Source organism: Methylobacterium sp. 001424705, assembly GCF_059816145.1.
Genome location: NZ_JCBANU010000033.1, coordinates 12688 through 39669, shown reverse-complemented (window position 1 = coordinate 39669; position 26982 = coordinate 12688). Strand labels below are relative to the sequence as shown.

At 69.3% G+C, this 26982-nt stretch carries 27 protein-coding genes; 14 read left to right on the top strand and 13 right to left on the bottom strand.

The window, feature by feature from the left end; genetic code table 11:
- The first annotated feature begins 512 nt into the window (after positions 1–512).
- The 13 genes from AC6EUL_RS20505 (at position 513) to AC6EUL_RS20445 (ending at position 11610) form a co-directional block, all read left to right on the top strand.
- On the top strand, positions 513–725 hold the full coding sequence (locus tag AC6EUL_RS20505; protein WP_244472697.1) for a hypothetical protein: 213 nt from the start codon (positions 513–515) through the stop codon (positions 723–725).
- Positions 726–736: 11 nt separating this feature from the next.
- Entirely contained in the window at positions 737–910 is a 174-nt protein-coding gene (locus tag AC6EUL_RS20500; protein WP_499872357.1) for a hypothetical protein, read from the top strand.
- A gap of 373 nt (positions 911–1283) precedes the next feature.
- A complete protein-coding gene (locus AC6EUL_RS20495; protein WP_056216120.1) occupies positions 1284–1547 on the top strand; it encodes a hypothetical protein in 264 nt (87 codons plus the stop codon).
- A gap of 83 nt (positions 1548–1630) precedes the next feature.
- Positions 1631–2446, top strand: a complete 816-nt coding sequence (locus AC6EUL_RS20490) for a transglutaminase-like domain-containing protein (protein ID WP_056216122.1) — start codon at positions 1631–1633, stop codon at positions 2444–2446.
- Positions 2447–2491: 45 nt separating this feature from the next.
- Complete coding sequence (locus AC6EUL_RS20485) at positions 2492–2842, top strand: hypothetical protein (RefSeq protein ID WP_056216124.1); 351 nt, start codon at positions 2492–2494, stop codon at positions 2840–2842.
- A 394-nt stretch (positions 2843–3236) separates the two neighbouring features.
- Positions 3237–4454, top strand: coding sequence for an ABC transporter substrate-binding protein (locus tag AC6EUL_RS20480; protein ID WP_499872353.1), 1218 nt, complete (start codon positions 3237–3239; stop codon positions 4452–4454).
- Positions 4455–4606: 152 nt separating this feature from the next.
- A complete protein-coding gene (locus AC6EUL_RS20475) occupies positions 4607–5461 on the top strand; it encodes a branched-chain amino acid ABC transporter permease (RefSeq protein ID WP_082559268.1) in 855 nt (284 codons plus the stop codon).
- Between the two features lie 13 nt (positions 5462–5474).
- A complete protein-coding gene (locus AC6EUL_RS20470) occupies positions 5475–6530 on the top strand; it encodes a branched-chain amino acid ABC transporter permease (protein ID WP_082487501.1) in 1056 nt (351 codons plus the stop codon).
- The gene (locus tag AC6EUL_RS20465; RefSeq protein WP_499872349.1) at positions 6527–7315 is read left to right on the top strand and encodes an ABC transporter ATP-binding protein; all 789 of its coding nucleotides are present in this window, start codon (positions 6527–6529) and stop codon (positions 7313–7315) included. Before AC6EUL_RS20470 ends, AC6EUL_RS20465 begins: the two co-directional genes overlap by 4 nt.
- On the top strand, positions 7312–8025 hold the full coding sequence (locus AC6EUL_RS20460; RefSeq protein ID WP_056216130.1) for an ABC transporter ATP-binding protein: 714 nt from the start codon (positions 7312–7314) through the stop codon (positions 8023–8025). The genes AC6EUL_RS20465 and AC6EUL_RS20460 overlap by 4 nt, the downstream gene beginning before the upstream one ends.
- 23 nt (positions 8026–8048) lie before the next feature.
- Positions 8049–9296 (top strand): Zn-dependent hydrolase, encoded by a 1248-nt coding sequence (locus AC6EUL_RS20455; RefSeq protein ID WP_499872347.1) that lies wholly within the window; start codon positions 8049–8051, stop codon positions 9294–9296.
- A gap of 23 nt (positions 9297–9319) precedes the next feature.
- Positions 9320–10822, top strand: coding sequence for a M81 family metallopeptidase (locus AC6EUL_RS20450; protein ID WP_499872344.1), 1503 nt, complete (start codon positions 9320–9322; stop codon positions 10820–10822).
- Positions 10819–11610: a FadR/GntR family transcriptional regulator gene (locus tag AC6EUL_RS20445; RefSeq protein ID WP_499872342.1), complete on the top strand. Its 792-nt coding sequence runs from the start codon at positions 10819–10821 to the stop codon at positions 11608–11610. Before AC6EUL_RS20450 ends, AC6EUL_RS20445 begins: the two co-directional genes overlap by 4 nt.
- 59 nt (positions 11611–11669) lie before the next feature.
- Here AC6EUL_RS20445 and AC6EUL_RS20440 read toward each other — a convergent pair whose 3' ends face one another.
- From AC6EUL_RS20440 to AC6EUL_RS20420, 5 genes are all read right to left on the bottom strand, one after another.
- Positions 11670–13268, bottom strand: coding sequence for a Tad domain-containing protein (locus AC6EUL_RS20440; protein WP_244472696.1), 1599 nt, complete (start codon positions 13266–13268; stop codon positions 11670–11672).
- Positions 13269–13349: 81 nt separating this feature from the next.
- Complete coding sequence (locus tag AC6EUL_RS20435; protein ID WP_244472695.1) at positions 13350–13928, bottom strand: TadE/TadG family type IV pilus assembly protein; 579 nt, start codon at positions 13926–13928, stop codon at positions 13350–13352.
- A gap of 100 nt (positions 13929–14028) precedes the next feature.
- Positions 14029–14712: a TadE/TadG family type IV pilus assembly protein gene (locus AC6EUL_RS20430; protein WP_499872339.1), complete on the bottom strand. Its 684-nt coding sequence runs from the start codon at positions 14710–14712 to the stop codon at positions 14029–14031.
- Positions 14713–15132: 420 nt separating this feature from the next.
- On the bottom strand, positions 15133–15813 hold the full coding sequence (locus AC6EUL_RS20425) for a helix-turn-helix domain-containing protein (RefSeq protein ID WP_056382019.1): 681 nt from the start codon (positions 15811–15813) through the stop codon (positions 15133–15135).
- Positions 15814–17594: 1781 nt separating this feature from the next.
- On the bottom strand, positions 17595–18893 hold the full coding sequence (locus AC6EUL_RS20420) for a flagellin N-terminal helical domain-containing protein (protein WP_162242634.1): 1299 nt from the start codon (positions 18891–18893) through the stop codon (positions 17595–17597).
- Between the two features lie 353 nt (positions 18894–19246).
- On the opposite strand from AC6EUL_RS20420, the gene chrA reads away from it, so the two are divergent.
- On the top strand, positions 19247–20506 hold the full coding sequence (gene chrA / locus AC6EUL_RS20415; protein ID WP_056275956.1) for a chromate efflux transporter: 1260 nt from the start codon (positions 19247–19249) through the stop codon (positions 20504–20506).
- A gap of 3 nt (positions 20507–20509) precedes the next feature.
- On the opposite strand, the gene soxA is transcribed toward chrA, so the two are convergent.
- From soxA to AC6EUL_RS20375, 8 genes are read right to left on the bottom strand one after another with little or no spacing between them, the layout of a single operon-like run.
- The gene (soxA, locus tag AC6EUL_RS20410; RefSeq protein ID WP_056276618.1) at positions 20510–21262 is read right to left on the bottom strand and encodes a sulfur oxidation c-type cytochrome SoxA; all 753 of its coding nucleotides are present in this window, start codon (positions 21260–21262) and stop codon (positions 20510–20512) included.
- A 17-nt stretch (positions 21263–21279) separates the two neighbouring features.
- Positions 21280–21600, bottom strand: a complete 321-nt coding sequence (gene soxZ, locus AC6EUL_RS20405; protein ID WP_056275959.1) for a thiosulfate oxidation carrier complex protein SoxZ — start codon at positions 21598–21600, stop codon at positions 21280–21282.
- A 6-nt stretch (positions 21601–21606) separates the two neighbouring features.
- A complete protein-coding gene (locus AC6EUL_RS20400) occupies positions 21607–22071 on the bottom strand; it encodes a SoxY-related AACIE arm protein (RefSeq protein WP_056275964.1) in 465 nt (154 codons plus the stop codon).
- An 8-nt stretch (positions 22072–22079) separates the two neighbouring features.
- A complete protein-coding gene (soxX, locus tag AC6EUL_RS20395; RefSeq protein ID WP_499872334.1) occupies positions 22080–22565 on the bottom strand; it encodes a sulfur oxidation c-type cytochrome SoxX in 486 nt (161 codons plus the stop codon).
- Positions 22566–22570: 5 nt separating this feature from the next.
- Positions 22571–23821: an FCSD flavin-binding domain-containing protein gene (locus AC6EUL_RS20390; protein WP_499872331.1), complete on the bottom strand. Its 1251-nt coding sequence runs from the start codon at positions 23819–23821 to the stop codon at positions 22571–22573.
- A complete protein-coding gene (locus tag AC6EUL_RS20385) occupies positions 23818–24129 on the bottom strand; it encodes a c-type cytochrome (protein ID WP_499872359.1) in 312 nt (103 codons plus the stop codon). The genes AC6EUL_RS20390 and AC6EUL_RS20385 overlap by 4 nt, the downstream gene beginning before the upstream one ends.
- Entirely contained in the window at positions 24129–26315 is a 2187-nt protein-coding gene (locus AC6EUL_RS20380) for a xanthine dehydrogenase family protein molybdopterin-binding subunit (RefSeq protein ID WP_499872330.1), read from the bottom strand. Before AC6EUL_RS20380 ends, AC6EUL_RS20385 begins: the two co-directional genes overlap by 1 nt.
- A 10-nt stretch (positions 26316–26325) precedes the next feature.
- Entirely contained in the window at positions 26326–26787 is a 462-nt protein-coding gene (locus AC6EUL_RS20375) for a (2Fe-2S)-binding protein (RefSeq protein WP_056216155.1), read from the bottom strand.
- Positions 26788–26982: the final 195 nt, after the last annotated feature.

Here is a 26982-nt window from a genome sequence, read left to right as displayed (position 1 = left end):
CGGCCGCTGTCGTGCCTGCGGGATTGAGCCGAGCCGACGATGTCCAATCGTTCAGGTTGCCATCAACCGTAGGCATGACAAAGCGTCCCCTCGCAAGAGTAGAAAATTGGTCCAGCGCCGAAAGGACAAATCCCTCAGGCTTTTTCTCTTCGGCCAACGCAGATCAATGATTCGATGACGCCATCCATCGGCAATCGCGATGGCATCGACAACTGTCAGATCTGGAACGAATCCCGCATGTCTCGAATCATACTCAGTTGATCGGATAAAGTAATTCCGCCAAGGGGATTACCTCCAGGGGGCCAGTCCGGATACCTGACAATGGCTACACCCGGTTCCGGTCAGGGTGGGCCCAGGCCGGATGTCGGAGCGGGGCGCCCTGCGGCCGGAGGGGCGTTCGACGGCTGCGAGGGGCCCTGGCGGCGCCAGAAAGTGCCGAACGCGTCCCGGAGCCTCCGGCGTCCGCGCGCGTTGAGATGAAGATCACTTCACATCAGCGAGCCCCGATGCCCATGAACCGATTGGCCGAGACCGAGGCGGTTCTCACCCGCACGGATCAGGTGTGGCGTTCCGAGATGACGCGTCTCTACGGCTCGGACGGCGTCCTCCGCTTCGGCTACCGTCCGGAGGGGCAAGGCGCCGTCGATACGCCCATGCGGCGGGCCTACGAAGCGCGCCGGCACGCCATCGCACTGTGGCGGCACGAGCGCCGGGTGGAAGCCTAGCCGCCGGGCCGATGGGGCTGATCTCCGTCCTGGGCCTCTGGGCCGCCTATTGGGCCGCGCTGTTCGCCCAGGTCGCCCATCTGCGATCCCTGGAGGACGGCGCGGGCGCCCTCGCCTTCTCCTGGGTGTCCCGAACCCTGCTCGCCATCGGCACCGGGCTCTTTCTGTTGGCCAAGACTGGATAATTGGCCCAGGCCGGGTAGCCTTCCGTCATCGACCCGGCCGCACCGGCGCGCGGGACGGGCTCTGTGCCTTGGCCTCTGTCTTGGCCCGTGTCTTGGGAACGCGTCGCTCCGTGACAGGACTTCGCGGCCGAACGTTCACAGACGCATCGGCCTCCCGATGCAGCCCTGTCGGATCAGCGAACTTTCTCTCGGTCCGAGATCGACGAGGACTGGACTAAAGTGTGCAGGGCCGATGAGACGACGCATCGTTGCGGTAGATTGCGATTTTCGAACCGTTGCGACCCGAACTCTGCTAAAGACCTGTTATTCGGCTCATGAGATAGGGACCCGTCCGGGCTCCTGCGGTGACCTCGTCCATCGAGAAAGACACCGCATGCCCTACGAGAAACCGACGATGGAGTTCTCGGACCTGACCGGACAGGCGACCCAGGACGGCATCACGGTGACGGTGAACGTCTACCGCTTCGCCGGCTCCCAGGATCCCTGGACGCTGGAGGTCATCGATCCGACGGGATGGTCGACCCTCTGGGACACCACCTTCGCCTGCGACGCGGATGCCCTCGACGCGTTCACCGAGGCCGTCGAGGCGGGCGATGGCATGCGCGTGTTCCTGGAGCCGCCGCCGACCCTGCACTGAGGGAAGCCCCTCGGCCAGCGGAACCGCCCCCTCGCGGCCCGGCGGCCCCCTCCCGCGCGCGACGACAATCCCGGAGAGACCCCATGCGCATCCTCGTCGGCTGCGAGATGACCTACACCTTCCCCCAGCCCACCCCGGTCATCGCCACCCTCAACGTCCATGCCTCGCGGGTTTCGGACCTGGAGCGCCCGGACCACCTCGTCACGCAGCCCGCGGTGCCGCTGGAGGGCTATCGCGACAGTTTCGGCAACTGGTGCCAGCGGATGACGGCTCCGGCCGGCGCGTTCACGCTGAAGACCGAGACGATCGTGCGCGACGGGGGCCGCGGGGACCATCCGCACCCGACGGCGGCGGAGACGCCCATCGCGCAGCTCCCGACCGACAGCCTCCTGTTCCTCCTGGGCAGCCGCTACTGCGAGACCGACCGCCTCTCGCAGATCGCCTGGGACCTGTTCGGCCATCTGCCGCCCGGCTGGAGCCGTGTCCAGGCGATCTGCGACTACGTGCACGACCGCATCACCTTTGGCTACGAGCATGCCCGCGCCACCCGGACCGCCTTCGAGGTGTTCGAGGAGCAGCGCGGCGTCTGTCGCGACTACGCGCACCTCGCCATCGCCTTCTGCCGCTGCCTCAACATCCCGACGCGCTACTGCAACGGCTACGTCAGCGACATCGGCCTGCCGCTCCCGCACGCACCGGGCGACTTCGCGGCCTGGATGGAGGTCTTCCTCGATGGAAGCTGGCACACCTTCGATCCGCGCAACAATGCGTCGCGGATCGGCCGCATCCTGATCGCCTACGGCCGGGATGCGGCCGACGTGCCGCTCACCCTGACCTTCGGGCCCAACACCCTGACCCGATTCGTTGTGACGACCGAGGAAGCCCCGGCCGTCGCCTGACCGGCGCTGCGAAGCGCCCCCGCTCCCAACCGAAAGCCGAACCCCATGACCTCCCCCGCCATGCTCGCCGAGAACGTCTCCATCGCGGATCTCGCGGGCCGGAACGCCGACCGCCTCGAGTACCTGAGAGGCGTCTACCGCAACATGGTCCCCGACCAGGCGCGCAATCCGACCCTGCGGGTTCGGATCAGCCGCCTCGGATCGGAGGTTCGGCCGGCCTACCGGATCGAGCGCGACGATACCGACGGCCAGACCGTCGTGTTGGGGTTCTACCAGGGCGACAAGCACAAGCCGCTCCCCAAGCGGCTCCACGATTGCGACGGGCCGAGCTGGAGCAGCGAGACCATGAGCTACGTCGAGCTGCGCGCCCTGCACAACGGCGCGATCGGGGTCTGAACCGGCCTCCCCCTCGGGGTCGGATCGGCGCGTCCGTCCAGCCCCAGACCGATCGGCGACGCCTTGATCGGCTGGCGCGCTCCGCCCTGAGGCGGGCGTGCGAAGCCCGCCGGCGTCGCCACCGGGAGGCGGCGCGCTTCCCCAACGACAACCTCAGCCGCCACGACGACGTCGCCTCAATCGAATCGACCTTCGCCCTCGGCCCGGTCAAGCGCGCCAAGACCCGGTCGATCCTGCAGCGATAACGAGCATCGCCTGCCTGAAATCCCGGCTTACGACCCGCAATTGCACAAGTGCAGCGCAACATCCACGACCGCTTGACGGATCGAACACGCGCATATTCTATGCGTATAGTTTGGATAGTTCGACCGGCGCGAGAGCGGGGAGCGGTGCCATGCGTGATCGTCGTGCGTTTCTGAAGACCTCGCTGACGGCGGCCGCCCTGGGGGCTTCCGGCCTCCCGCTGTCCGGTGTCCTGCGCGGCGCCCACGCGGCGGAGGGGCCTCTCGTCATCGGCGCCCCGCTGCCGATCTCCGGCGCCTTCGCGGCCAACGGCAAGTATGCCTCGCTCGGAGCCGCCTTCGCCGCGAAGGAAGCCGGTACGGTGCTGGGCCGCAGCGTCACGGTCGCGGACATCGACACCGAGGGCAAGCCAGCGCCGGCCGCCCGCAAGGTGCAGGAGGCGATGGCGCAGGGCACCCGGCTCTTCGCCGGCGGCATCCTCTCCTCCGAGGCCCTGGTGATGGGCAAGGAGGCGGCGAAGTCCGACGGCGTCTTCATCACCACGGCGGGGGCCGACGAGATCACGGGCTCGGACTGCAACCGCAGCACCTTCCGCTGGACGGTGCCGACCTTCGGCGCCATCGCGCAGACGGTGCGGCCCCTCATCGCGCAGATGCCCAACGCCAAGCGCTGGTACACCATCACTCCGCAATACGTGTTCGGCGAGGGCCTGCTGAGCGCAGCCAAGGCGGTCTTCCAGGAGAAGGGCATCGAGCATGTCGGCAACAGCTATCACTCGCTGGCCGAGAAGGAGTTCAGCGGCTACCTGACCAACGCGATCGCGGCCAAGCCCGACGTGCTGCTGCTCCTCAACTTCGGCTCGCAATCCTCGGATGCCCTGCGCCAGGCGGTGAGCTTCGGCCTCAAGAAGCGCATGACCATCGTGCTCGCCTGGGCCTCGGGCCTGGAGCAGTTCGAGGCCCTGGGGGCCGATCTCTGCGAGGGCGTCTATTTCGGCGCGCAGTACTGGCACGGCATCGACTCGCCCCTGAACAAGGCCCTGGTGGCCAAGGTCCGCGAGACCGCCAGGATGACGCCGAACTACTCCTTCGCCGGCTCGTACCAGATTACCAAGCTGCTCCTCGACGCCGCCGCCAAGGCCGGCAGCGCCGACGGCCCCGCCGTGATCAAGGCCCTCGAAGGGATGCGCTATGCCGGCCTGACCGGCGAGGAGGAGATCCGCGCCGCCGACCACCAGGTCATCAAGGATTACTACCTGCTCAAGGGCAAGGCGAAGTCCGCCATGAAGGACAAGGACGACTTCGCCGACGTCATCCAGTCCGGCAAGTCGTTCCTCTCGCCCGAGGCCGCCGGCTGCAAGATGGCGTGAGGAAGATGGCGTGAGGGCTGGCTCCGACCCTCCCCCCTCCGCGGAGGAGGGTGGTCGCGGAGCGACCGGGCGAGGGGGCGACCTCTCCGGACAGCGCGCACCCCTCACCCGACCCGCGACGCGGACGACACCTTGGCTGAACGGGAGACTCCGTGACCTACCTGTTCCAGATCCTGAACGGCCTCGGGCTCGGGATGCTCTACTTCCTCCTGGCGGTGGGCCTGAGCATCATCTTCGGGCTGCTGCAGTTCGTGAATTTCGCCCACGGGGCGTTCTACCTGCTGGGGGCCTACCTCGCCTACGAGGGCGTCGAGCGGGGCCTGAGCTTCTGGGTGGCGATGCCGCTCGCCGCCCTCGTCGTCGCGGGGCTGGCGGCCCTGACCGAGCGGCTGCTCCTGCGCCGGGTCTACAAGCTGCCCCACACCTTCCACATCCTCGTCACCGTCGGCCTCGCCCTGGTGGTGCAGGAACTCGTCATCATCGTCTGGGGACCCCTCGGCGGGAACGTCGCCCCGCCGGAGGAACTGAGCGGCGTGATGATCCTCGGCGACTTCGTCTATCCGGAGTACCGGCTCTTCGTGATCGGCTTCACGGCGCTCCTGGCCGCGGGCCTGTGGTGGCTCCTCGACCGGACGCGGCTCGGCGCCATCGTGCGGGCGGGGTCGGAATCGCCCGCGAACATGGCGCTCCTCGGCTACGATACCTTGCGCATCAACACCGCCGTCTTCGCCCTCGGCGCGGGGCTCGCGGGGCTGGCCGGGGCGCTGGCCGCCCCCATCCGCGGCGTCGAGCCCTTCATGGGCGTCGAGGCGCTCGGCATCGCCTTCGTGGTGGTGGTGATCGGCGGCATGGGCAGCTACGCCGGGGCGCTCGCCGCCGGCCTCCTCGTCGGCATCGCCCAGAGCCTGATGGCCACCCTGTGGCCCGAGGGAGCGCGCCTCGTCATCTATCTCGGCATGGCCGGCATCATCATGGCGATGCCGCGCGGCCTGTTCGGCCGGGCCTGAGGAGGATTTCGCGATGGTCCCTCTTCTCGACCGGCCTCTCGTCCAGTTCGGCCTCGCGCTCGCCGCCGTGCTGATCCTGCCGCTCGTCATGCGCTCCGGCACGCTGGCCAGCGAGATCCTGATCTACGGGCTGGCGGTCGCCGCCTGCAACCTGCTGCTGGGCTATACCGGCCTCCTCTCCTTCGGCCAGGGCATCTTCTTCGGCCTGGGCAGCTACGTCGCCGGGCTCGGCCTCGTCCGCGCCGGCCTGCCCGCCCCCGTCATGCTGCTGCTGTCCCTGGCTATGGGGGCGCTGGTGGCGGCCGCCGTGGGCTGGGTCTCGATCCGGCGCCAGGGCGTCTACTTCGTCATGCTGACGCTGGCCTTCTCGCAGATGTTCTACTTCCTGGCCTACACCTTCAGCGGCCTCACGGGCGGCGACAACGGCCTGCTCGACATTCCCCGCCCGCGCCTCGCCGGCACGGTTTTGGCCGATCCCTGGACCTACTACGCCTTCGTGGCCGTTCTCTTCCTCGGGCTCTTCGCCGCCCTGCAGCGGGTCGCGCTCTCGACCTTCGGGCGCACCCTGCTCGCCATCCGCGACAACGAGGGCCGGGCCGGGGCGATCGGCTATCCGGTGCGCGCCTTCAAGGTCGCGGCCTTCGCGATCTCCGGGGCGGTGACGGCCTTCGCGGGCGCGCTCCACGCCATGCTGATCGGCGTCGCGCCCCTCTCGAACATCGACTACCACACCAGCGAGACCCTGCTGATCATGACGATCATCGGCGGCAGCGCCAACCTGTTCGCCTCGCTCCTCGGGGCCGGCGCCTACCTGCTCGCCGCCGACGCCCTCTCGGCGATCTGGCCGCGCTGGCTCCTCCTCCTCGGGCTCCTCCTCATCGTCATCACGCTGTTCCTGCAGCGCGGCCTCTGGGGCCTGATCGAGCACGCCGTCGCCCTCGTGACGCGGGCGCCGCCGGTCGACGATCCGGCGCCGGACCGGCCCGTGGTGACCGCCCCCGAGGTCGCGCCCGCGCCGGAGGCTCTTCCCGGCGCGGAGACCGGCCGCGCACCGGAGGTCGCCCGATGAGCGCGCCGATCCTCGCCACCGACGCCCTGGGCGTCCGCTACGGCAGCTTCGTCGCCCTGCAGGACGTGACCCTGCGCATCGCCGAAAACAGCGTCCACTCGATCATTGGCCCGAACGGCGCTGGCAAGACGACCCTGTTCCACGCGCTGACCGGCCGGATCGCGCCCTCGGCCGGGCGCATCACCCTGGGCAGCCGGGACATCACCCGCACCGCCGACCACGAGCGGGTGCGCCTCGGCCTCGCCCGCTCCTTCCAGGTCACCAGCCTGTTCTCGACCTTGAGCGTCCGTGAAAACCTGCGGCTGGCCGCGCAGGGCAAGACGCCCTGGCAGGCGCTGGCCCCCTGGCGCCGGGCCGAGGCGAACCGGCCGGCGCTGGCCATGGCCGAGGCGATGCTGGAACGCCTCGACCTGACCGCGGTGGCCCTGCGCGCCGCGGGCGCGCTCTCGCACGGCCAGCAGCGGCGCCTGGAGGTCGGGATGGCGATGGCGGCGGCGCCGAAGGTCATCCTCCTCGACGAGCCGACCTCCGGCATGGGCATCGACGACATCGCCGCCATGACGGCGCTGATCCGCGACCTCGGCCGCGACCACACCGTCCTGTTCATCGAGCACAACATGGGCATCGTCATGAACATCTCCGACACCGTGACGGTGATGCGCGCCGGCCGCGTGCTGGTGGAGGGGCCGCCGGCCCGGGTCCGCGACGACCCGGAGGTGCGGCGGGCCTATCTCGGCAACATGATTACGGGCGACCTCACGCCCGCCCGGGCGCACGCCTCGTGAGCGGCCCGGTCGCCCTCAGCCTGGACGCGGTCCAGGGCTTCTACGGCAAGAGCCACATCCTCCAGGGCGTCAGCCTGGAGGTGCGCGACGGCGAGATCGTCTGCCTGCTCGGGCGCAACGGTGCCGGCAAGACCTCGACGCTCAAGGCGATCAGCGGCCTCCTGCCCCCGCGCGGCGGCCGGGTGCAGTTCCACGGAACCGACGTGGCGGGCTGGCCCGCCCACCGCATCGCCCGGGCCGGCCTCACCCTCGTGCCGGAGGACCGGGGCATCTTCAGCCTGCTCAGCGTCGCGGAGAATCTCGCCATCGCCGTGCGCAAGGGCTCGCCCTGGGGCCTGCGGGACATCTACGCGATGTTCCCGCGTCTCGAAGAGCGCCGCCGCAACGGGGGCGCGCAGCTCTCGGGCGGCGAGCAGCAGATGCTCTCCATCGCCCGCGCCCTCCTCTCCGGGCCGAAGCTCCTCATGCTCGACGAGCCGGTGGAGGGCCTCGCCCCCGTCATCGTCGAGGAAATCGTGGCCCAGATCCGCGCCATCCGCGAGGCCGGGGTCCCGATCCTGCTGGTGGAGCAGAACCTGGCGGTCTGCACGAGCCTGGCCGACCGCCACTACATCCTCGAACTCGGCCGCGTCGCCTACGCGGCCGGCAATGCCGACTTCGTCGCCGACGAGGCGGCGCGCGACCGCTTCCTCGGCGTGAAGGCGGCGTGAGCAGCAGGGACTCCGAAACACCGATGTCGAACCTCACCATCAACGCCGAACGCCTCTGGGACACCCTGACCGAGACCGCCGCCATCGGCGCCACCCCCGACGGCGGCATCGCCCGCCTGACCCTGAGCGACGAGGACCGCCGGGTGCGCGACTGGCTGCGGACCCAGGTCGAGGCCCTGGGCTGCACCCTCACGGTGGATGCGGTGGGCAACATGTTCGCCCTGCGCCCCGGCCGGAACCCGGACCTGCAGCCCATCGCGCTCGGCAGCCACCTCGACACGCAGCCCACGGGGGGCAAGTTCGACGGAGTGCTGGGCGTGCTCGCCGGGCTCGAGGTGCTGCGCACCCTGGACGGGGCCAGCTACGTCACCGAGGCGCCGCTGCTGCTGGTGAACTGGACCAACGAGGAGGGCGCGCGCTTCGCCCCCGCCATGCTCGGCTCCGGCGTCTATGCGGGCATCTATGCCGGCGACTGGGCCGAGGCGCGCCAGGACAGCGCCGGCACGCGCTTCGGCGAAGCCCTCGACGCCATCGGCTACCGCGGCACGGCGCCTGCGGGCGCGGTGCCGTTCGGGGCGATGTTCGAACTGCACATCGAGCAGGGCCCGATCCTGGAGGCGGAAGGCGCCACCATCGGCGTGGTGCAGGGCGTGCAGGGCATGCGCTGGTTCGAGGTCACCCTGGAGGGCCGGTCCGCCCATACGGGCTCGACCCCGATGCCGCTGCGCCGCAACGCGCTGGTCGGCGCCGCCCGGCTGGTGGAGGCGGTGGACGCCGCCGCTCAGGCGCACGCCCCCGACGCGGTGGGCACCGTCGGCCACCTCACGGTGACGCCGAACTCCAACAACGTCATCCCGGGCCACGTCTTCCTCACCGTCGATCTGCGCCATCCGCAGGACGCAGTGCTCGACGCCCTGGAGGCGGAACTCGAGGCGGCCGTGGCGCGCGTCGCCGCCGAGCTCGGGCTGGAGACCCGCCTGCAGGCCATCGCCCGGACCGCGCCCGTCGCCTTCGACCCCGAGTGCATCGCCTCCGTCCGGAGCGCCGCCGCGAAGGGCGGCCACGCCACCCGCGACATGGTCTCGGGGGCCGGCCACGACGCCGCCCACGTCGCCGGCCTGGTGCCCACCACCATGGTGTTCGTGCCGAGCGCCGGGGGCCTCAGCCACAACCCGGCCGAATCCACCGCCCCGTCCGAATGCGCCGCCGGCGCGCAGGTCCTGCTCGACGCGGTGCTCGACTACGACGCCCGCCACAGCGCCGCGGCCTGACCCCAACGACACGAGTTGCCGCCATGCGCATCGTCACCGCCCGGGTGAACCACGAAACCAACACCTTCTCGCCCCTGGCCACCCCGCTGGCCGCCTTCCACCCGCTCTGGGGCGACGCGGCCCTGGCGGCGGGCCGCGACAGCACCACGGCGCTGGGCGCCTTCATCCGCTTCGCGGAGGCGCGCGGCGCCACCGTCGCGGTGCCGGTCTCGGCCCATGCCAACCCGAGCAGCCCGGTGGCGGACGCGGCCTTCGAGGCGCTCTGCGCGGCGATCCTCGACGCGATCCGCCCGGGCTGCGACGCCATCCTCCTCGACCTGCATGGGGCGATGGTGACGGAGAGCCACGACGACGGCGAGGGTGCGCTGCTCGCCCGCATCCGCGCCCTGGCGCCCGGCGTGCCGCTCGGCGTCGCCCTCGACCTCCACGGCAACATCACGGACGCGATGGTGGCGCAGTGCGACGCGCTCGCCGGCTTCAAGACCTACCCGCACGTGGACATGGCCGAGACCGGCGCCCGCGTCGCCGGGATCGTCGGGCGCATGCTCGACGAGGGCCTCAGGCCCCATCGCGCCTGGGTCCACCCGCCGATGCTCGCCCACACCCTGCGCATGGACACCCGCGTACCCGGCCCGATGCAGGCGGCGGTGGCGGCCGCCCGGGCGGCGGAGGCCCGCCCCGGCGTGCTCGCCGCCACGATCTTCGGCGGCTTCTCCCTGGCCGACCTCGCCGAGGCCGGCGTCTCGGTCACGGTCACGGCCGAGACGCAGGGCGCCGCCGACGCGGCGGCCCGCGACCTCGCGGCCGGGCTCTGGGACGCCCGGGACGCCTTCGTCTACGCGGAGGCGCCGCTGGCCGAGTCCATCGCGGCGGGACAAGCCGCGCTGGCGCAGCCCGGCGACGGCCCGGTGCTCCTCCTCGACCACGGCGACAACTGCATGTCGGGCGGCACCTGCGACGTGATGGACGTGCTCGCCGCCGCCCTCGACGCCGGGATGGACGGCATCCTCGCCGGCCCGATCTGCGATCCGGAGGCCGTGGCCGCCCTGCACGCGGCGGGCGTGGGCGCCCGGGTCGCCTGCGGCCTCGGCAACCGCGTGCCCCTGCCGGGCTTCCCGCGCCAGGCCCCCCTCCCCCTCGCCGGCACGGTGACGGCGCTGGGCGACGGGGACTACGTCATCACCGGCCCGACCTATACGGGCCAACGCTGCCGCATGGGCCGGGCGGCGGTGCTCGACACGGGCGCGGCCCGCATCCTCGTCACGGAAGAGCCGCACGAGCCCTGGGACCTCGGCGTGTTCACCAGCCTCGGCCTCGACCCGGCGGCGGCCCGGGTGCTGATCCTGAAGTCGCGGATGTATTGCCGGCCGGTCTTCGAGCCCCTCGCCCGGGCGGTGGTGGAGTGCGCGAGCCGGGGCGTCACCAGCTCCGATTACGGCCTGTTCCCGTTCGCCAAGCTCGCCCGCCCGATCTTCCCCCTCGACGCCGACGCGGCCTGGGCTCCACCGAGTCCGGCTCCCCGATGACCACGCCCGAGGTGGACGGCCCGCCCGCGCCGATGCGGCGGATCAAGCTGTCGGACCAGATCGCCGAGGATCTCTGCAACCGGATCGCCCGCGAACGCCTGGCCCCCGGCGACCGCCTGCCGAACGAGCGCGCCCTGATGCAGCATTACGGCTGCGCCAAGGGCACGATCCGCGAGGCCCTGAAGGCCCTGGAGGTCCAGGGTCTGGTGACGATGCAGTCCGGCCCCAACGGCGGCCCGGAGATCCGCCCGATCTCGGTGGACGCCGCCGCCCAGCAGCTGCGCCGGTTCCTGCATTTCCAGGAGCTCGACTTCGCCCAGGTCTACGCCCTGCGCCGCAGCCTGGAGGTGACGCTCGGCGTCAGCGTGGTCGGCCGCCTCGGCGAGGCGGAGTTCCGCCGCCTGGAGGCGAACATGGCCGCCTGCGAGGCCGCCAACGCGGGCGACCAGCGCGGCCTCGGCCGGGTGGTCGAGGTCGATTTCCACGACATCCTGTGCGACGTCAGCGACAACCCGCTCCTCGCCTTCATGTGCCGGTTCCTCAACAGCCTGCTGCGCGACCTCGTGGAATTCCGCAGCGACAGCCTCACCGAGCACGAGGCCTTCGGCGCCCACAACCTCGAAAGCCACCGCGCCCTCGTGGCCGCCTACCGGGCCGAGGACGCCGAGGCCGTCCGGCGCGAGATGCACGAGCACATGTGCTGCGCCGAGCACTTCATGCAGCGCCTCGATGCCAAGTTCCGCAAGGACCTGCTGAGCCGACGGGGCGCGAACGGCGCGGGTGTGTGAGGGTCGGGCCCGGGACGACGGCCCTCAGCGTCTGGGAGCCGGCCCAGGGACGGGTGCCCTCACTGGGTCAGGCGCAGCGTTCCGATGCTCTTTCCGATCTGGTCGAAGGCCGCGATGAGGGCGTCCGAGGTGTTGGCGATGAACGCCTGGCTCTGCGAACTCGCGCAGCCGTTCAGCAGGCTCAGGCCCTGGCTGTCGATCGGATCGCCCGCGGTGCTGAAGCCGATCGTGTAGAGCTGGATGCCGGCCGCCTTGGCGTTGGTGCAGGCCGTCTGGGTCAGGGCGTCCAGGGCGTTGCGCGCCTGGGTGGTGGTCGTGAGATTCTGGTAGTTGGGCGGCAGGCGCCCGTTCGGCGTCGAGCCGTCGGCGTTCTTGAAATACCCCATCGAGAAGAAGAACGTCCCGTTGTAGTTCTGGTAGGGGTTGTCGCTCCAGCTGTTCGCCCCGTCCGTCATCAGGATGATGATCTTGTTGACGTTCGCCGAGGCGTAGGAGCCGCCATCGCCGAAGACGCTGTTGGGCGACACCGTGCGCCATCCCCACATCAGGCCTTCGAGGATGTTCGTCGCGCCCTGCGGCTTCAGGCTCGAGACCAGCGACTTGAGGATCGTGACGTCGTTGGTCAGCCGCTGCAGGGGCTGACTGGTGCAGCCGAAATTGGGTCCGTTCGGCAGGGCGAGGTAGGAGCTCTCCGTGGGCGCCGCGCCCTGGGGATTGACGTACTTGCAGGCCCGCGCCTCGGTGGCGGCGAAGCTCAAGCTTGTGTCCGCCTTGCAGGAATTGGAGCCCGTCGCGTCGTTCAGGTAGCTGTTGAACGTGTAGTTCCCCGCATAGGTCGTGTAGGATGTCGTCCCCTGACCGGGCTCGTCGGGTGCGAACATCGGGACGTAGAGGGAATCGGCGCTCGCCCCCGGTTGCCCGTCCTGGACGTTCAGCGGATAGGGCAAGGTCTCCAGGCACCCGCCCCAGCCCCAGCTCGGCGAGACGGTCTTGAGGGAATCGAAGATCCCGAACCGACTGGTGAACCCGGCCGCCGTGGCGCCGCTGACGTTGTTCCAGTGGTAGGAGGATTTGCCGAGCTTATCGATCCAGGCCGCGTTCCGGTACGTGACCGGATTGACCGCGACGGACGCCGCGAAGGGAACGATCGAGATCCGCGTATCCGCGGTGAAGGCGGGGTTGTTGTGCACGTAGTCGATGAAGTTGTTCGCCGCCTGCTGGGCGGCCTGCATCTTCGTCGTGCTGCCGCCGCTCGAACTCATCGAGCCGGTCGTGTCCAGCACGAGGGCGATCTCGAACGTCTTCGGAAGCGGCGTCGCGCATTGGGCGACGGCGGTGGGATTCAGATCCAGCGTCTTGGAGACCTGGCCGAACAGGGCCGGCGAGCTGATATGGGTGGCCAGGACGATCTTGCGCGGGCTCGTCGTCACGCTGATGGGATCGACCGTCAATCCGGCGGCTCCCATGTAGCCGGCCATCATGGCCTGGGCTTGGGCCTGCATCTGGGCCGTGGTCGTCGTGCTCGGGCTCTGGCACAGGCTCAGGGCCGTCGCATCGGTGGCCGCCTGGAGCTTGGCCTGCATCCGCGTGGCGGTTCCGTAATCGAGGGCGGCCCCCGCGAAGGCGAGCAGCGGCAGGCTCGCGAGCGCGAAGATCACCGCGACGTTCCCGCGGCGATCGCCGTGGAAGCGTTGGACCAAACCAGGACGACGCACGATCATCTCCTCACCTCGTCGCACTCAGGTCACGGGGGCGGGGCAGGGCGATCCCTTGGGCAGGACCACCTCGCTGTAGGGGTTCACCCCGTAGGGCTGGCCGCCGCGGGTCGGCCAGGGCGTGTTGACGGTCAGGGTGATCTGCCCGTTGGTCCCGCCGAGCTGGTTCACCAGGGCGCTGCCCAGCATCGGCGCGTAGGGCATCGTCACCTCCGCGAGGATGTAGCGGGTGCCGGTGACCTGGAATCCCTGCGGAACGCTCAGGTCCGCGGCGGCCCCGGTGGCGCGCGCCTTGGCGTTGTCCGTGGCGGCGCTCGAACAGACGACGGGCCTCAGGGAGAAGCCCTTCAGGTCGACCCCCAGCGCGCTCACGACGATCTTGACGTTCGTGGTGTCGAAGGGACGAAGAATGAGCTTGGCCGACTTCAGGATGTCGGCCATCGCCGCATCCGTCATCGGGTTCTGCTTGTCGCCCTGCGACGTGAGATCCGCGACGGCCCGCGACAGGAGGGTCACCTTGCGCCAGTTGTCGACACCATTCGACAGCTCGATGATGCCGACCAGCAGCAGGAGCATGATCGGGAAGATGAGGGCGAATTCCACCGCCGACACGCCTTCGGCCGCCCGCCCGAACGAACGGGCACGGATCCGGACGGCGTGGACGTTCCGGGCAGATGGCGGGAAGGAGCCTGGCGAACCCATGTCAGGTGTTGCAGCCCGTGGTCGATGTCGTCTGGTAGGGCTCCGTCCGGAAGACGGCCGTCGACAGCATCAGCTGGGATCCATCGGCGAAGGTATTCGGGCTCAGCTTCAGGAACGAGAAGAACACCGGAAACTTCGCGGCCGCCGAAACGATGACGATGGCGCCCGGCTGCGGACAGCTGAACTGCGTCCCGGCCGTGCGGGACCAGCCGCCCGTGCTCGAGTCGAACGGGCTGGAAACGCTGCCGCTGCCGTAGGACCCGCTCAGCGTGACGTCGAGCTTGATCGACTGGCAGTCGAAGGCCGGCATCAGCGCGCCGGAGTTGCAGAGATTGTCCCGCAGACGTCCCAACAGAACGGCCGGGTCCCGCTGCCCGCTATTGGCCACCTGAAAGGATCCCGTCAGAATGGATCGGCTTGCCTTCTGCACAGCATAGTCGAGGTTCTGCGCAGCCCAGACCTGAAACGAGATCTGGATGATCGCCGCAAGCATCGTGAAGAACGGAATTGCAACGAGCCCGAATTCGACGGCGGTCGCGCCACGACTGTCCGAGCGGAATCGTTCGAGCAGCGCAACCGCACGCACATTGAGAAAAACGTCGGCTTTTCCGGTCGTTTCAGGATGGCAGGGATGTCCTGTACGATTCAAGACCATCTTTCGAAAGGTTTTCTGATCGAACAGCATCGGAACAAGTTTCTGTGATACAAGCTCTATAACGCAGAAGTTGCATGCGGCTCGATTTTTAAATCTTACGCGCTACAGGCATACGGGCCAGCAATTCACAATGTATGAATCCGTTTTTCGAAATTTTGCTTTCGTGCACCTTCGGACTCCTGCGAATTGAGCACCGGCCTGTCCGCGGGCGGTCCGCCCGTGCCCGACCGGGGCTTCTCCGGACACCGATTCCCGCGCATCCGGGACGAGGCGGGCCCTGGGATCGAAGCGCCGCTCGGTCCCGGGGCGCCGACGTGTCGGGCGCGAGATGCACGAGGACATGCGCTGCGCCGGGCACTTCCTGCAGCGCCCCGATGCCAAGTTCCGCAGGGACCTGCTGAGCCGACGGGGCGCGAACGGCGCGGCGCCGTGAGCAGGACCCGCGATCGGCTAGAGTTCACGCAGCCAGGACAGCAGGCGTGACGCGCGGTCGTCGTGCGGGCAGACCTGGCAGGTGGCGTCGACCTCGCTCGGGTTCAGGCCGTACTTGCGCCGGAACGCCCGGCTGAACACCTGCTCGTTCTCGAAACCGCTCTCGAACGCCAGTTGCGCGATCCTCGGGCGCCGCCCGCCGGCGGCGCAGGCGAGCTGCTGCATGGCGTGCGCGAGGCGCCGGCTGCGGATATAGGCGTAGACCCCCCCATCGGCCTCGAACAGCTTGTAGAGGGGCGTCCGCGACAGGCCGAACTTGGCCATCAGCGTCTCGGCGTCGATCGCGGCGAGGTTTCGGTCGATCTCCTGGCGCACGGCGATCCCGAGGACGCCGGTGTGATTGTAGGCGCTGTCCGCCTCCGCGATGAACGCCGCGTTGCAGAGGGCGATGGAGGCCTCGGCGAGCCTGTTCTTCTGCAGCGGGGCCGCCGTCCGAAGGCAGGTCCGCAAGCCTTTCAGATGGTCGGCGAGCAGAAGGGTGAGGGGTGTGGTCGTCGGAGGGATGACCCGTCCATGCCAGCTCGACGGATCGCCGCGCCAACCATCCAGGACACGGCGCGGCACGATCGCCCCCAATTCGGCGCCCCCGCCCGCGCGGTCGATCGAGAGCTCCTGAGAAAGATCGAAGACGACCAGCATCTCCTTCTCGATTTCCGAAACGCACCTTTCGGTTGCAATCTTTTTCCGACCTGAGAGCTGGAGGGAGATGCAGATGTGATCGATGTTCTGGTTCGCGATTTGAGACGATTTTCTCTCCGCGACCTGCTTGAAGCCGTCGGTCTCGGTAAACATCATTTTCTTCAGATTATAATATCTTTGGTATACACTGCACGGAACAAAGACGTCCTGCTCGCAACGCACCTCGAATAGATCCGCCAAGGCATCAATCCAGGCTCTTCGACGCGTATTGTTGTCGGCGATGCTCTGGAAAAGATACTCTATCATCTATCCGATCCAGTTCTATGGCCCTCTCGATTGACCCAAAACAGTCCGGATATCCCGGAGTACGCCTCCCGGACAATCTATTGCTCGCTCTTCGCGCAGTGAATAGCGCCACAGCGGATCCGCACGCTCCGGGATGGATTGTCTGGATTGAAGGACGGAACGTCCGTCCGTGCACATGCCATCGTCAGTCTCAGAACGCCGCGCGCGCCGCGCTGCACCCGTCTTGCGTGCACGCGCGCGGTTTTGGCTGACTGAAACGGCCCTGAGTCGGTTCGCGGAGATGCGTGCGTCCCGGTCGGACTCGTCGACGCGTACCGCCCGACCAGGGGCGTGCCTGCGGCGGATTCCCTCGGAGAAGCCCATCCTCGGAAAAGGGCGCCCAGGGTGCGGAACCCGCGTCGACGGGCGACGCGGAGGCCGCGGTCAGCGCCTGCGATCTCGGTCGAATGGGCACACCATGCAATCGCTCCTCCCGACTGGGATAAGAAAGATCAGGCGCCGTATCTATCTTCCATAAGATTCAGATATATTTTTAATTTACATTATAATTTGGCCTATAGAATTCGACTTCGAACCTCATCCCGGAAACAGAAAGACTACTTCCTAGTCCGGACCGGACGGGTGGTCTGACGGGTCGCTCCGACCCTCGGACGGAAGCCTGCCAAGCTCGAACGCCGGGAGAGTGGAGCACGCGCAACGCGGGACGGTCCAAGAACGATGGTGCCGACCGGAAGCCCCGATCGCAGCCCGCCGGAGGATAATCCAGGAGGTCACTGGCGCATGACCTTGGAACTATTCCAACAGCAACGGAACGGATCAGGCTCGTCTCTCATCGCGGTCGACCACGCATTCGACAGAATAATTCCCGAGCGAGCCCGCACTCAGCGGCCCAGATACCTGATAAAAATCTACAGTTACCTGTATTATACGCTGAGACGAAACAGAGTTATTTGAACATAGATGAGACTGAAACTTGTCAGACCGGATGGATCAGAGAAATCTCCGTTGTAGAATCCGCTTCCGATGGGCCGGAAGGGATGCGGCGGACGAGGCTGGAGCAGGCGGGGACGGGGCTTCCGGCGATGTCCGCTCGTTCGCGGCAGGGCCGTCCGTCAGGGGCCCGGCCGGGTCCGGTTTTGCCGGGCGCCCGGTCGATGAACGTCCGGTCCGCTTGCGCCTCCGGCCGGTAACGAGTGCCGCAAACCCGCCTGCAAACCCGATCGTCGTGAAGATCGCCCATGAGACGAGACACACGAGCCCGATCCGCACACCGTCCCACGAGGGGGCGGACTGCGTCATCATCACGATGGCACCCGTCAGCGCTGCCCCTGCGGCAAGCCATCTGGACAGTTCGGAAGCGAGAGCCATGGCCGGCCGGATCATGCTGGGAGAGGGGCCGCGGTCGCACCGGCGTGCGCGAACCCCGGGCGCAACTCGGCGCGGTCAATCGAACCGCGCCGAGTTGCCGGGTCCGCTTAGCGCAGGAGCTGCAGGATGCTCTGGTTCGCCTGATTGGCGAGGGACAGCGCCGAGACGCCGAGCGACTGCTGAAGCTGCAGGGCCTGCGAGTTGGCAACCTCCTCGTTCATGTCCGCCGCCGTCAGGTTGGAGGCGCCGGTCGCGAGAATGTTGGTCATGCTTTTGGTGAAGTCCTGGCGGGTCTGGATGATCGACATGTTCGAGGAGAGCACGTTCGATTGGGTCTTCAGGGTGTTGAGCGCACCGGTCAGCGCGTCCGCCGCTTTCGTGAGGTCCGCGTTGTTCTGGATGCCGAAGTTCGACCCACCGGCGGACGTAGCTATATCCTGCATCAGACCGATCCCTAGGTTTGCTGAGTTGGTCACCGTGCCTTGCACGACGAGCTTTGACTGGTCCGGCCCGGTCAACTCGTTGAAGACGACCGAGGTCTTGTCGCCGTTGAGCAGATTGATGCCACTGAAGCCGGAATCCTTGGCTGCGGAGTCGATCTGGGTGCGCAAGGTGTTGAACTGCTCGACCAGAGCCGAACGGGCCGCCGAGGTGAGGCCGCCGACGACGGCATTCGACTTCGCACCGAAGATCCGCGTCGTCGCCGTCGTGTTGGCGGTGAAGCCGGTCGCCGGCGGCGTCGCGGCGGCACCGAGATTGATGGTGAGAGGATCGGATCCCTCGCCGACCACCTGCATCAAACCCTGGTTGTCCACCGACGCGGTGGCGAGGCCCGACTTGTTGATCTGGCTGACGAGGTCGGCGACCGTGTCGGACGCCGTGATCGTGTAGCTGTAGCTCGCGTTGCCAGCCGAAATCTGCAGGGTGTTGACGGTCGTCGCCAGCCCGACGTTTCCGTTGGCACCGGCTTTGGCCGGGGCGACCGGAGCGATCAGGGTCATGCCGAGGGAGTAGTCACGGACGCTCATGCCCGCGGCAGTGGCCAAGTTCGGAGCACCGAGGACGGCGGTCCCGGAAATCTTGGGCAGGTTCTGCGCGGCGCTGCTCTGGGCCTGCTGCACCACCGCCTGCATCGACTTCACGTAGGTGCTGATCGTGTCGAGGCCATTCGACGCCTGCTTGATGGTCTGGATGCCGTTGGACATGCCTGCGAGCAGGCTCGTCAGGGAGCCGGCGCGATCCGTGAGCGCCTGCGCGGTGAAATACTTGACCGGATCATCCAGGGCGCTGTTGACGCTCTTTCGAGTCGTCAGGCGCTCCTGATTGGTAGACATCAGCGACGCGGTGTTCTGCAGAGAGAGCACATTGTCACGCGCAGCCTGAGTTAGACCAACAGAATAGTCCATGAGATGCAATCCAGGTTTGGAGCCATCGATGCCGTCTAGGCACATCAATCTCGACCAGGATTGGTTTATGGATTTGTAAGTACAGACCTCTGAGTCGATTGATTAGGTGACGATCCGTACTTTACTTAGGACGATGCGTACTATAGCCAGACTTGATTGCTCTGCGCCTCGTTTGGGCGTTTCCCGCGAGGCGCGCCTGCGGTCCGCCGGTGCGCCGCGCCCCGGGGACGGGCCGGCCGGCGGGAATCGCCGCGACTTGGGCCGCGCCGGATGGTATCCGCCCGCCGAACCGGTCCATGGTCGATCGAGAGCGGGATGGGTGCTGGAGACGTGTCGACGATGAGGATCACCGCGTGAACGGGCAGGCACAGCCTCCATTCCTCAAGACGCGTCCGGGTCCCGGCCGGGCCGCCGAGGTGTTCGGCGTGTTCCTCAAGCTCGGCCTGACGTCCTTCGGCGGTCCGATCGCGCATCTCGGCTACTTCCGGGACGAGCTGGTGCAGCGCCGGCGCTGGATCGACGAGGCGGGCTATGCCGACCTCGTCGCCCTGTGCCAGTTCCTGCCGGGGCCAGCCTCCAGTCAGGTCGGCTTCTCCCTCGGGCTGCTGCGGGCCGGCGGCCTCCTCGGCGGGCTCGCCGCCTGGGCGGCCTTCACGCTGCCCTCCGCGCTGGTGCTCCTCGCCTTCGCCCTCGGGGCCGGCGCCCTGACGGGCCCCTGGGCGGAGGCCGTGCTGCACGGCCTCAAGCTCGTGGCCGTGGCGGTGGTGGCCCAGGCGGTCTGGGGCATGGCCCGCACGCTCACCCCCGACCGGCCCCGCGCCGGGATCGCCGTCGCGGCGCTGATGGGGGTCGTCTTCCTGCCCGGCCCCGTCGGACAGGTGCTGGTGATCGCCCTCGGGGCCGCGGCCGGGCTGATCCTGTGCCGGGGTGCGCCCGCCGCCACCGTCGGCCGCCTCGCGGTGCCGGTCTCGCGCCGGGCGGGCGCGGTGGCGCTGATCCTGTTCGCGGGGCTGCTCGTGGGGCCGACCCTCGTGGGGCCGGCCCTGCTCGCCCCGAGCGGCGCCGCGGGTCCGGCGGGCCAGGGGCTCGCCCTGTTCGACGCCTTCTACCGCGCGGGCGCCCTGGTGTTCGGCGGCGGCCACGTGGTGCTGCCGCTGCTGCAGGCGGAGGTGGTCGGCCCCGGCTGGATCGATCCGGCCCGGTTCCTCGCCGGCTACGGCGCCGCCCAGGCGGTGCCGGGGCCGCTCTTCACCGTGGCGGCCTATCTCGGCGCGGCGGTCGGCCCGGTGCCGCACGGCCTGCCCGGGGCGGTCATCGCCCTGGTGGCGATCTTCCTGCCGGGCCTGCTCCTGGTCTACGGCGCCCTGCCCTACTGGGACGGCCTGCGCGCCCGTCCCCGCGCCCAGGCGGCGATGCGCGGCACCAACGCCGCCGTGGTCGGCATCCTGGGAGCCGCCCTCTACGATCCCGTCTGGGTCAGCGCCGTGGGCGACGCCCGCGACTTCGCCCTCGCGGTCCTGGCCTTCGTGCTGCTCACCGCAGGGCGGGCGCCCCCCTGGATCGTCGTCCTGCTCACCGCGGCCGGCGGGCTCGTGCTGGCCCGACTCCGCTGACCCCTACGGGCGCACCGCCGGGGTCTCCATCGGCAGGGGCGCGGCCCGGTCCATGAGGTAGCGCTCCAGGGCGACGAACTCCTCCCCGCCGTAGTCGAAGGGCTCGGCCCGCATTCCCGTCATGCAGTTGCGCAGGCGCCGCTGCACGGACCCGACCCCCTGCCATTCCAGGCGGTAGAGCGGATAGCCGGTGGGGTGGCCCTGCGGGATCAGGGCCGCGCCGAGGCGGCGTCCGGGGTTGTCGTCGTGGCAGGCGGCGCAGGACAGGCCGAGCTGGCCCATGCGCTGCGTGAACAGCGCCTTGCCGGCCGCCCGGGCGGGACCGAGGCGGGGATCGTCCGGGGCCGTGATCGGCAGGCCCGCGGACTGGGCGGCGACGTAGGCGGCGAGCCCGAGGAGCTCACGGCTCTCGTACGGATAGGGCTCCGCGCCCTGGTGGCGCCGCCGGCAGGCATTGATCCGGCCCTCGAGGTCGAGGGGGGCCGCGGTCTCGGCGTCCCAGGCCGGGTAGCGGGCGGCGACGCCGCGCATCGTGGTCCCGGCCTCGCCGTGGCAGCCGGCGCAGGCGGGCCGGCCCGGGGCCGGCGGCTTGCCCCAGAGGTCGGCGCCGTCCGCGAGCCAGAGCAGGGCCGGGTTGGCCATGCCGTCGCGCTGCATCGCCTGGATGTCGGGGCTCATGGTGTCGAAGCCCGAGCGCCGCGCGGCGGCGGGACTCCCGTCCGCCCGCCCCGGCCCCGCCGACAGGACCGCGACCATCAGGAGCGCGAACCGCCTCACGTCACCGTCAGGGTCGCGGTCTCGGTCTGCGAGAAACCGTTGTCGCCGCGCCAGGTGAAGGTGAGCGTGCCCGTCTGCGTCGCCCGCAGGCTGAAGGTCAGGTAGGGGTTGGCTGCGGTGGCCGGAAACAGCTCGGCCCGGAACACCGTCTCGCCGTCGTAGAGGCAGGCGAACTCCGTGATGATGTCCCGCGGGCGGATGCGCCCGTCGGCCCCCGGCCGGAAGCCGGTCTCCATCGGGTGCGAGATCAGGGTCTTGATCGTGACGACCTCGCCGACCTGGGCGGATTTCGGCACGTTGATCAGGGTGCGGGCCATGGCGGCTCAGCCCTCCAGGCAGGCGGCGAGGGTGACGATGGCGTCGGCCGTGGTCGACCAGTAGCGCCCGTCGCTGGTCTCCGCGATGGCGGTGATGCGTTGCGTGTCGGCGAGGCGGATTCGGGTCGTGATCGCAGCGCGACCTCCACGCGACCCTAGGTATACGGTGATGACGTTCGGCTGCGGATTCCTGTCGTTGAACACCGCGATGCGGCGGACATGGTCCTCCGGCGTCATGGGGCTGTCCACCGCCACGGTGATCGTCACCGCGTTGCCGTTCTCGACCAGCGGCGGCAGGTCGAGGCGGACGCGCCCCGGGAGGATCTCGGCCTCGCCCGCGAAGCGCCGGATGGCCTCGGCCGTGCTCTCGGTGCGGATCGCGGCCCCGGCCGCCACCGGGTGCAGGGCGACGGTCGCGGCGAGGCCGGGTCCAAGGGCGAGGAGGCCGCGTCGGCTCGGGTGGTGGGACATGTGCGGGCTCACGGCGCCGGCCTCTCCGAAGGGGTTTCGCGTAGCGTCGCAAGGAAGGCGACGATGTCCTCGATCTCCTGGGGTGCCAGCACCGGCCGGCCGCGCCAGGCTGCGCCGACCCGCATGGTGCCCGCGAGGCTGTAATAGGAGGGCATGATGGTGTCCGGGTTCAAGACCCGGCCGTCCACGAGGCGCAGGCGCAGGGCTCCGGGCGCGAGCCGGTCGCCGACGCCCACGAGGTCGGGGCCGAGATTGCCGGGAAACGGCTCCTCGGGGAACGGCCCGGCGTGGCAGAGCAGGCAGAGCCCCTTGGTGCGGTCGGTCACGAGGGCCCGGCCCCGCGCGGGATCCCCCGGCACGCCGGTCAGGCTGGCGGGTATGGCACGGTCGACGACGGTGACGGGCCGCAGGGGCTCCGCGCCCGGTTCGGCTCCCGCCGCGGCCTCGGCCCGCGCGGCCAGGATCGTGCAGCCGATCCAGACCCATCCGGGCACGCGCCTCACCCGAAGACCTGCCGGGTGATGGTGCGGTACCAGTCGGCGGCGTGGAGGGCCTCCTGCTCGCGCAGGGCCATCGACGCGTCGACCGGGCTGATGCCGCCGGCCCCCTCCACGTCGGCGAGGACGCCGCCCGCCGGGTGGTAGACGCCCGCGATCGAGATGCCGTAGCCGGGCGCCACCAAGCTGTAGCAGGTGTTGATCAGCTTCGGCGTCTCGGGTGCGCGGCCAGCCAGGAGGTCGATCACCGCGTCGGCGCAGACCTTGGCCTGGGCGTTGGCCGAGAAAGCGGATTTCGGCATCGCCCCGGCGATGGCCGCGTCGCCGATGACGTGGATGCCGGGCACCAGCCGGGATTCGAAGGTGACGGGATCGATCGGGCACCAGCCGCTGCGGTCGGCGACGCCAGCGACGGCGGCGATCCGCCCTGCCCGCTGGGGCGGGATGATGCAGGCCACGTCGGCCTTGTAGTCCGAGAAGTCGGTGCGGACGATCATGGCGTCCGGGTCGACGGCAGTGACCTGTCCGCCCTCCGCCAGGGGGACGTATTCCAGTTGCGTCGGGTAGAGGGCCTTCCAGCCCGACTGGAACAGGCGCTGCTTCGAGAAGGTGTCCTTGGCGTCGAGGAGGATCAGCTTCGCGCGGGGCTTGGTGGTCTTGAGCACATGGGCGATCAGGCTCGCGCGCTCGTAGGGGCCGGGCGGGCAGCGATAGGGATTGCCCGGCACCGCCAGCACCACGGTGCCGCCCTCGGGCATCGCGGCGAGCTGCCGGGCGAGGAGCAGCGTCTGCTCGCCCGCCTTCCAGGCATGGGGCATGCGCTCGGCCGCCGCCGCGTCGTAGCCGGGAATGGCGTCGAAGCGCAGGTCGATCCCCGGCGAGAGCACGAGTCGGTCATAAGTGCGTGCGGTGCCGTCTGCGAGCGTCACCCGGCGTGCATCCGCGTCGATGCCGGTGGCAGCGGCGTGCACGACGCGGATGCCGGCACGGGCAAGGCCCTCGTAGCCGAACCGCTGCGCCGCCATCGGTTGGAGCCCGGCGATGACCTCGTTGCTGAACGGGCAGGAGACATAGGTCGAATTCACCTCGACCAGGGTCACGTCGAGGCCGCCGCCGTGGAGCGCGCGTGCGGCGGTGGCGCCGCCGAAGCCGCCGCCGATCACCACGACCTTCGGCGCGGCCTGAGCCAGAGCCGGCCGCCCCAAAGCGAAGGCTGCCCCGGTGGCGAGGAACGCCCGGCGCGTCCGGCTCATGGCCGCTCCTGGATCGTCTCGGGGGCGGCCGGACACTGCCGCGACAGGTAGGCGGCGATCGCTCGGGACTCCTCCTCCGAGAAACCCCTGGCGATGCGGCTCATCACGCTCGCGGGTCGCACGCCCGAACGGTACTGGGCGAGCGCCGCCGCGATTTCGGCCTCCGGGCGACCGTCGATCGCCCCCATCGCGGCCCCCTCGGCGTGACACCCGGCGCAGGAGGAAGCCCCCGGCGGCGGGCGCTCCCTCGCCAGGACCATCCCGACGGACCCGGCGAGCAGCCAGGCCGCGAGCACAGCCGGGCGCATCACGCCCGGCGCAGGTCCGTGTTCTTCACCGGCATCTGGCGCACGCGCTTGCCGGTGGCCGCATAGATCGCGTTCAGCACAGCGGGGGCCGCCACCGCGATGGTGGGCTCGCCGACCCCACCCCAGAAGCCGCCCGACGGGATCACGATCGTCTCGACCACGGGCATCTCCTGAAGCCGCATCACGGGGTAGGTGTCGAAGTTCGTCTGCTCGATGCGGCCGTCCTTGACGGTGCATTCCTGGTAGAGCGCCGCGGACAGGCCGTACACGAAGGAACCCGCGATCTGGGCGTCGATCTGCTGCGGGTTGAGGGCATGGCCCGGATCGGTGGCCGCGACGATGCGGTGAACCTTGACCGTCCCATCCTCGCCGACGGAGACCTCGGCCACCGCTGCCACGTAGGAGCCGAAGCCCATCATCTGGGCGAGACCCCGGTGGACGCCTGCGGGGGGCTTCGTGCCCCAGCCGGCCTTGTCCGCCACCGCCTGCAGCACCGCCCGGTGCTTGGGGTGCTGCACCATCAGCTTCAGCCGAAAGGCCAGGGGATCCTGTCCCACCGCATGGGCGAGCTCGTCCATGAAGCATTCGAGGTAGATCGCATTCGGGTTCATGTTCACGCCGCGCCAGAAGCCCGGCGGGACGTGCGGGTTGCGCATGGCGTGGTCGACCAAAATGTTCGGGATCGCGTAGCCGATCGCGGCCTCCGCGCCGCCGGCATTGAGCCCCTGGAACACCACCGGATCCTTGCCGTCCACTATCCGGTTCGGCGCCACCGAGACCAGGATCGATTGCCCCGAGATGCGCATGTGCAGCCCGGTGACGTTGCCGGCGTCGTCCAGCCCGGCGCGCATCCGGCATTGGGTGATCGGGTGGTAGCGCCCGTGGGTCATGTCCTCCTCGCGGGTCCAGATCAGCTTGATCGGGGTCCCGGGCATCTCCTTCGCGATGAGGACGGCCTGGCGCAGCCAGTCGTGGGTGGCGCCGCGCCGGCCGAAGCCGCCGCCGAGCAGGAGCTTGTAGACGTCGCACTGTTTCGCCGAGAGGCCGGCGGCTTCGGCCACGGCGGCGAGCGCCGCCTCGCCGTTCTGGGTCGGTGCCCAGGCCTCGCAGCGCTCCGGGGTCCAGCGCACCGTGGCGTTCATCGGCTCCATGGTGGCGTGGTTCTGGAAGGGGACGCCGTAGGTCGCCTCCACGACCCGGGCCGCGCCCTTCAGGGCGGTCGCGACGTCGCCGCCCTTGTTGCCCACATAGGCGTCCTCGGCGTCCAGGCCGTCGCGCAGGGTCGCCGCGATGGTCTCGCTCGAAACCTGGCCGTTCGGGCCCTCGTCCCAGACGATCGGCAGGGCCTCCACGGCGGTCTTGGCACGCCAGAAGGTGTCGGCGATGACCGCCACGCCGGTATCGCCCACCGCGACGACCTTCCTGACCCCGGGCATACCCTCGACAGCCTTGGCGTCGAAGCTCTTCACGGTGCCGCCGAAGACGGGGCAGTCGCGGATTGCCGCGTTCAGCAGGCCAGGCATGGTGAGATCGATGCCGTAGATCTGGCTGCCGTCGGTCTTCTCGACGGTATCGAGGCGCTTCACCGGCTTGCCGGCGATGGTCCAGTCCTTCGGATCCTTGAGGACGATGTCCTTCGGCGGCGTGACCTTGGCTGCCGCCATCGCCACCGCACCGAAGGTGGTGGTGCGGCCGGAGCCCCCATGGCTGATCACGCCCTTCTCGACCCGGCACTCCGAAGGAGCGACGCCCCAACCCTGGGCGGCGGCCTCGACCAGCATGATGCGGGCGGCGGCTCCCCCCTTGCGAACATAGTCCTGGGACTCGCGGATGCCGCGGCTACCGCCCGTGCCGAAATCGCCCCAGACCCGGCCGCGGGCGACGTTCTGGCCCGGCGTGGGATACTCGGTGACCACCTTGCTCCAGTCGCAGCCGAGCTCCTCGGCGACGAGTTGGGCGAGGCCCGTGAGAGTGCCCTGGCCCATCTCGGATCGGGCGATGCGGATCACCACAGTCTCGTCCGGCTTGATCACCACCCAGGCATTGACCTCGGGCGTGAGCGCCGGCGGAGCCTCCTGCGCGGCAGCCTCGGGGAAGGGCACGTGAAATCCGAGGCTGAGGCCGCCGGCGGCAACGGCGCCGGCCACGAAAGCGCGTCGGGAAGGCTTGTTCGCGCGGGCATTCATGGCTGTCTCCTCAACCGGCCTGGCCGCCATCGGCGGCGAGCTTGATGCCGGCCAGGACGCGGTTGTAGGTGCCGCAGCGGCAGATGTTGGTGATCTCGGAGCGGATCTGCGCCTCGCTCGGGTGCGGGTTCTGCGCCAGCAGCGCCGCCGACGCCATGATCATTCCAGACTGGCAGAAGCCGCATTGCGGCACGTCGAGTTCGGCCCAGGCCTTCTGCACCGGGTGCGAGCGATCCTTCGACAGGCCCTCGATCGTCACGATCTTCTGGTCAGGGGTGACGCTGGAGACCGGCATCGAACAGGAGCGCACCGCCGTGCCGTCGATATGCACCGTGCAGGCGCCGCACTGTGCGATGCCGCAGCCGTACTTGGTGCCAGTGAGGCCGGCCTGCTCGCGGATGACCCAGAGGAGCGGCGTGTCGGGTTCGGCCTCGACCTCGCGGATGGCGCCGTTCAAATTCAAACGGATCATGCGTTTCCTGCCGTGTTGCCCAGTCGTGAGTCGTGCTCCGCCGGATGTCCGCGGCGGCGGCCCCGTCTTTGGAATGGTTGTACGGTGCCGTGGTCGACCAAGTCCACAGGCATTTCTCGTCGCGAACCGTGTGCAGGTCGGCCCCTGCCATGGGATCTTCCAAATCGGCCCCGCGACCGATTATCTTCATGCATT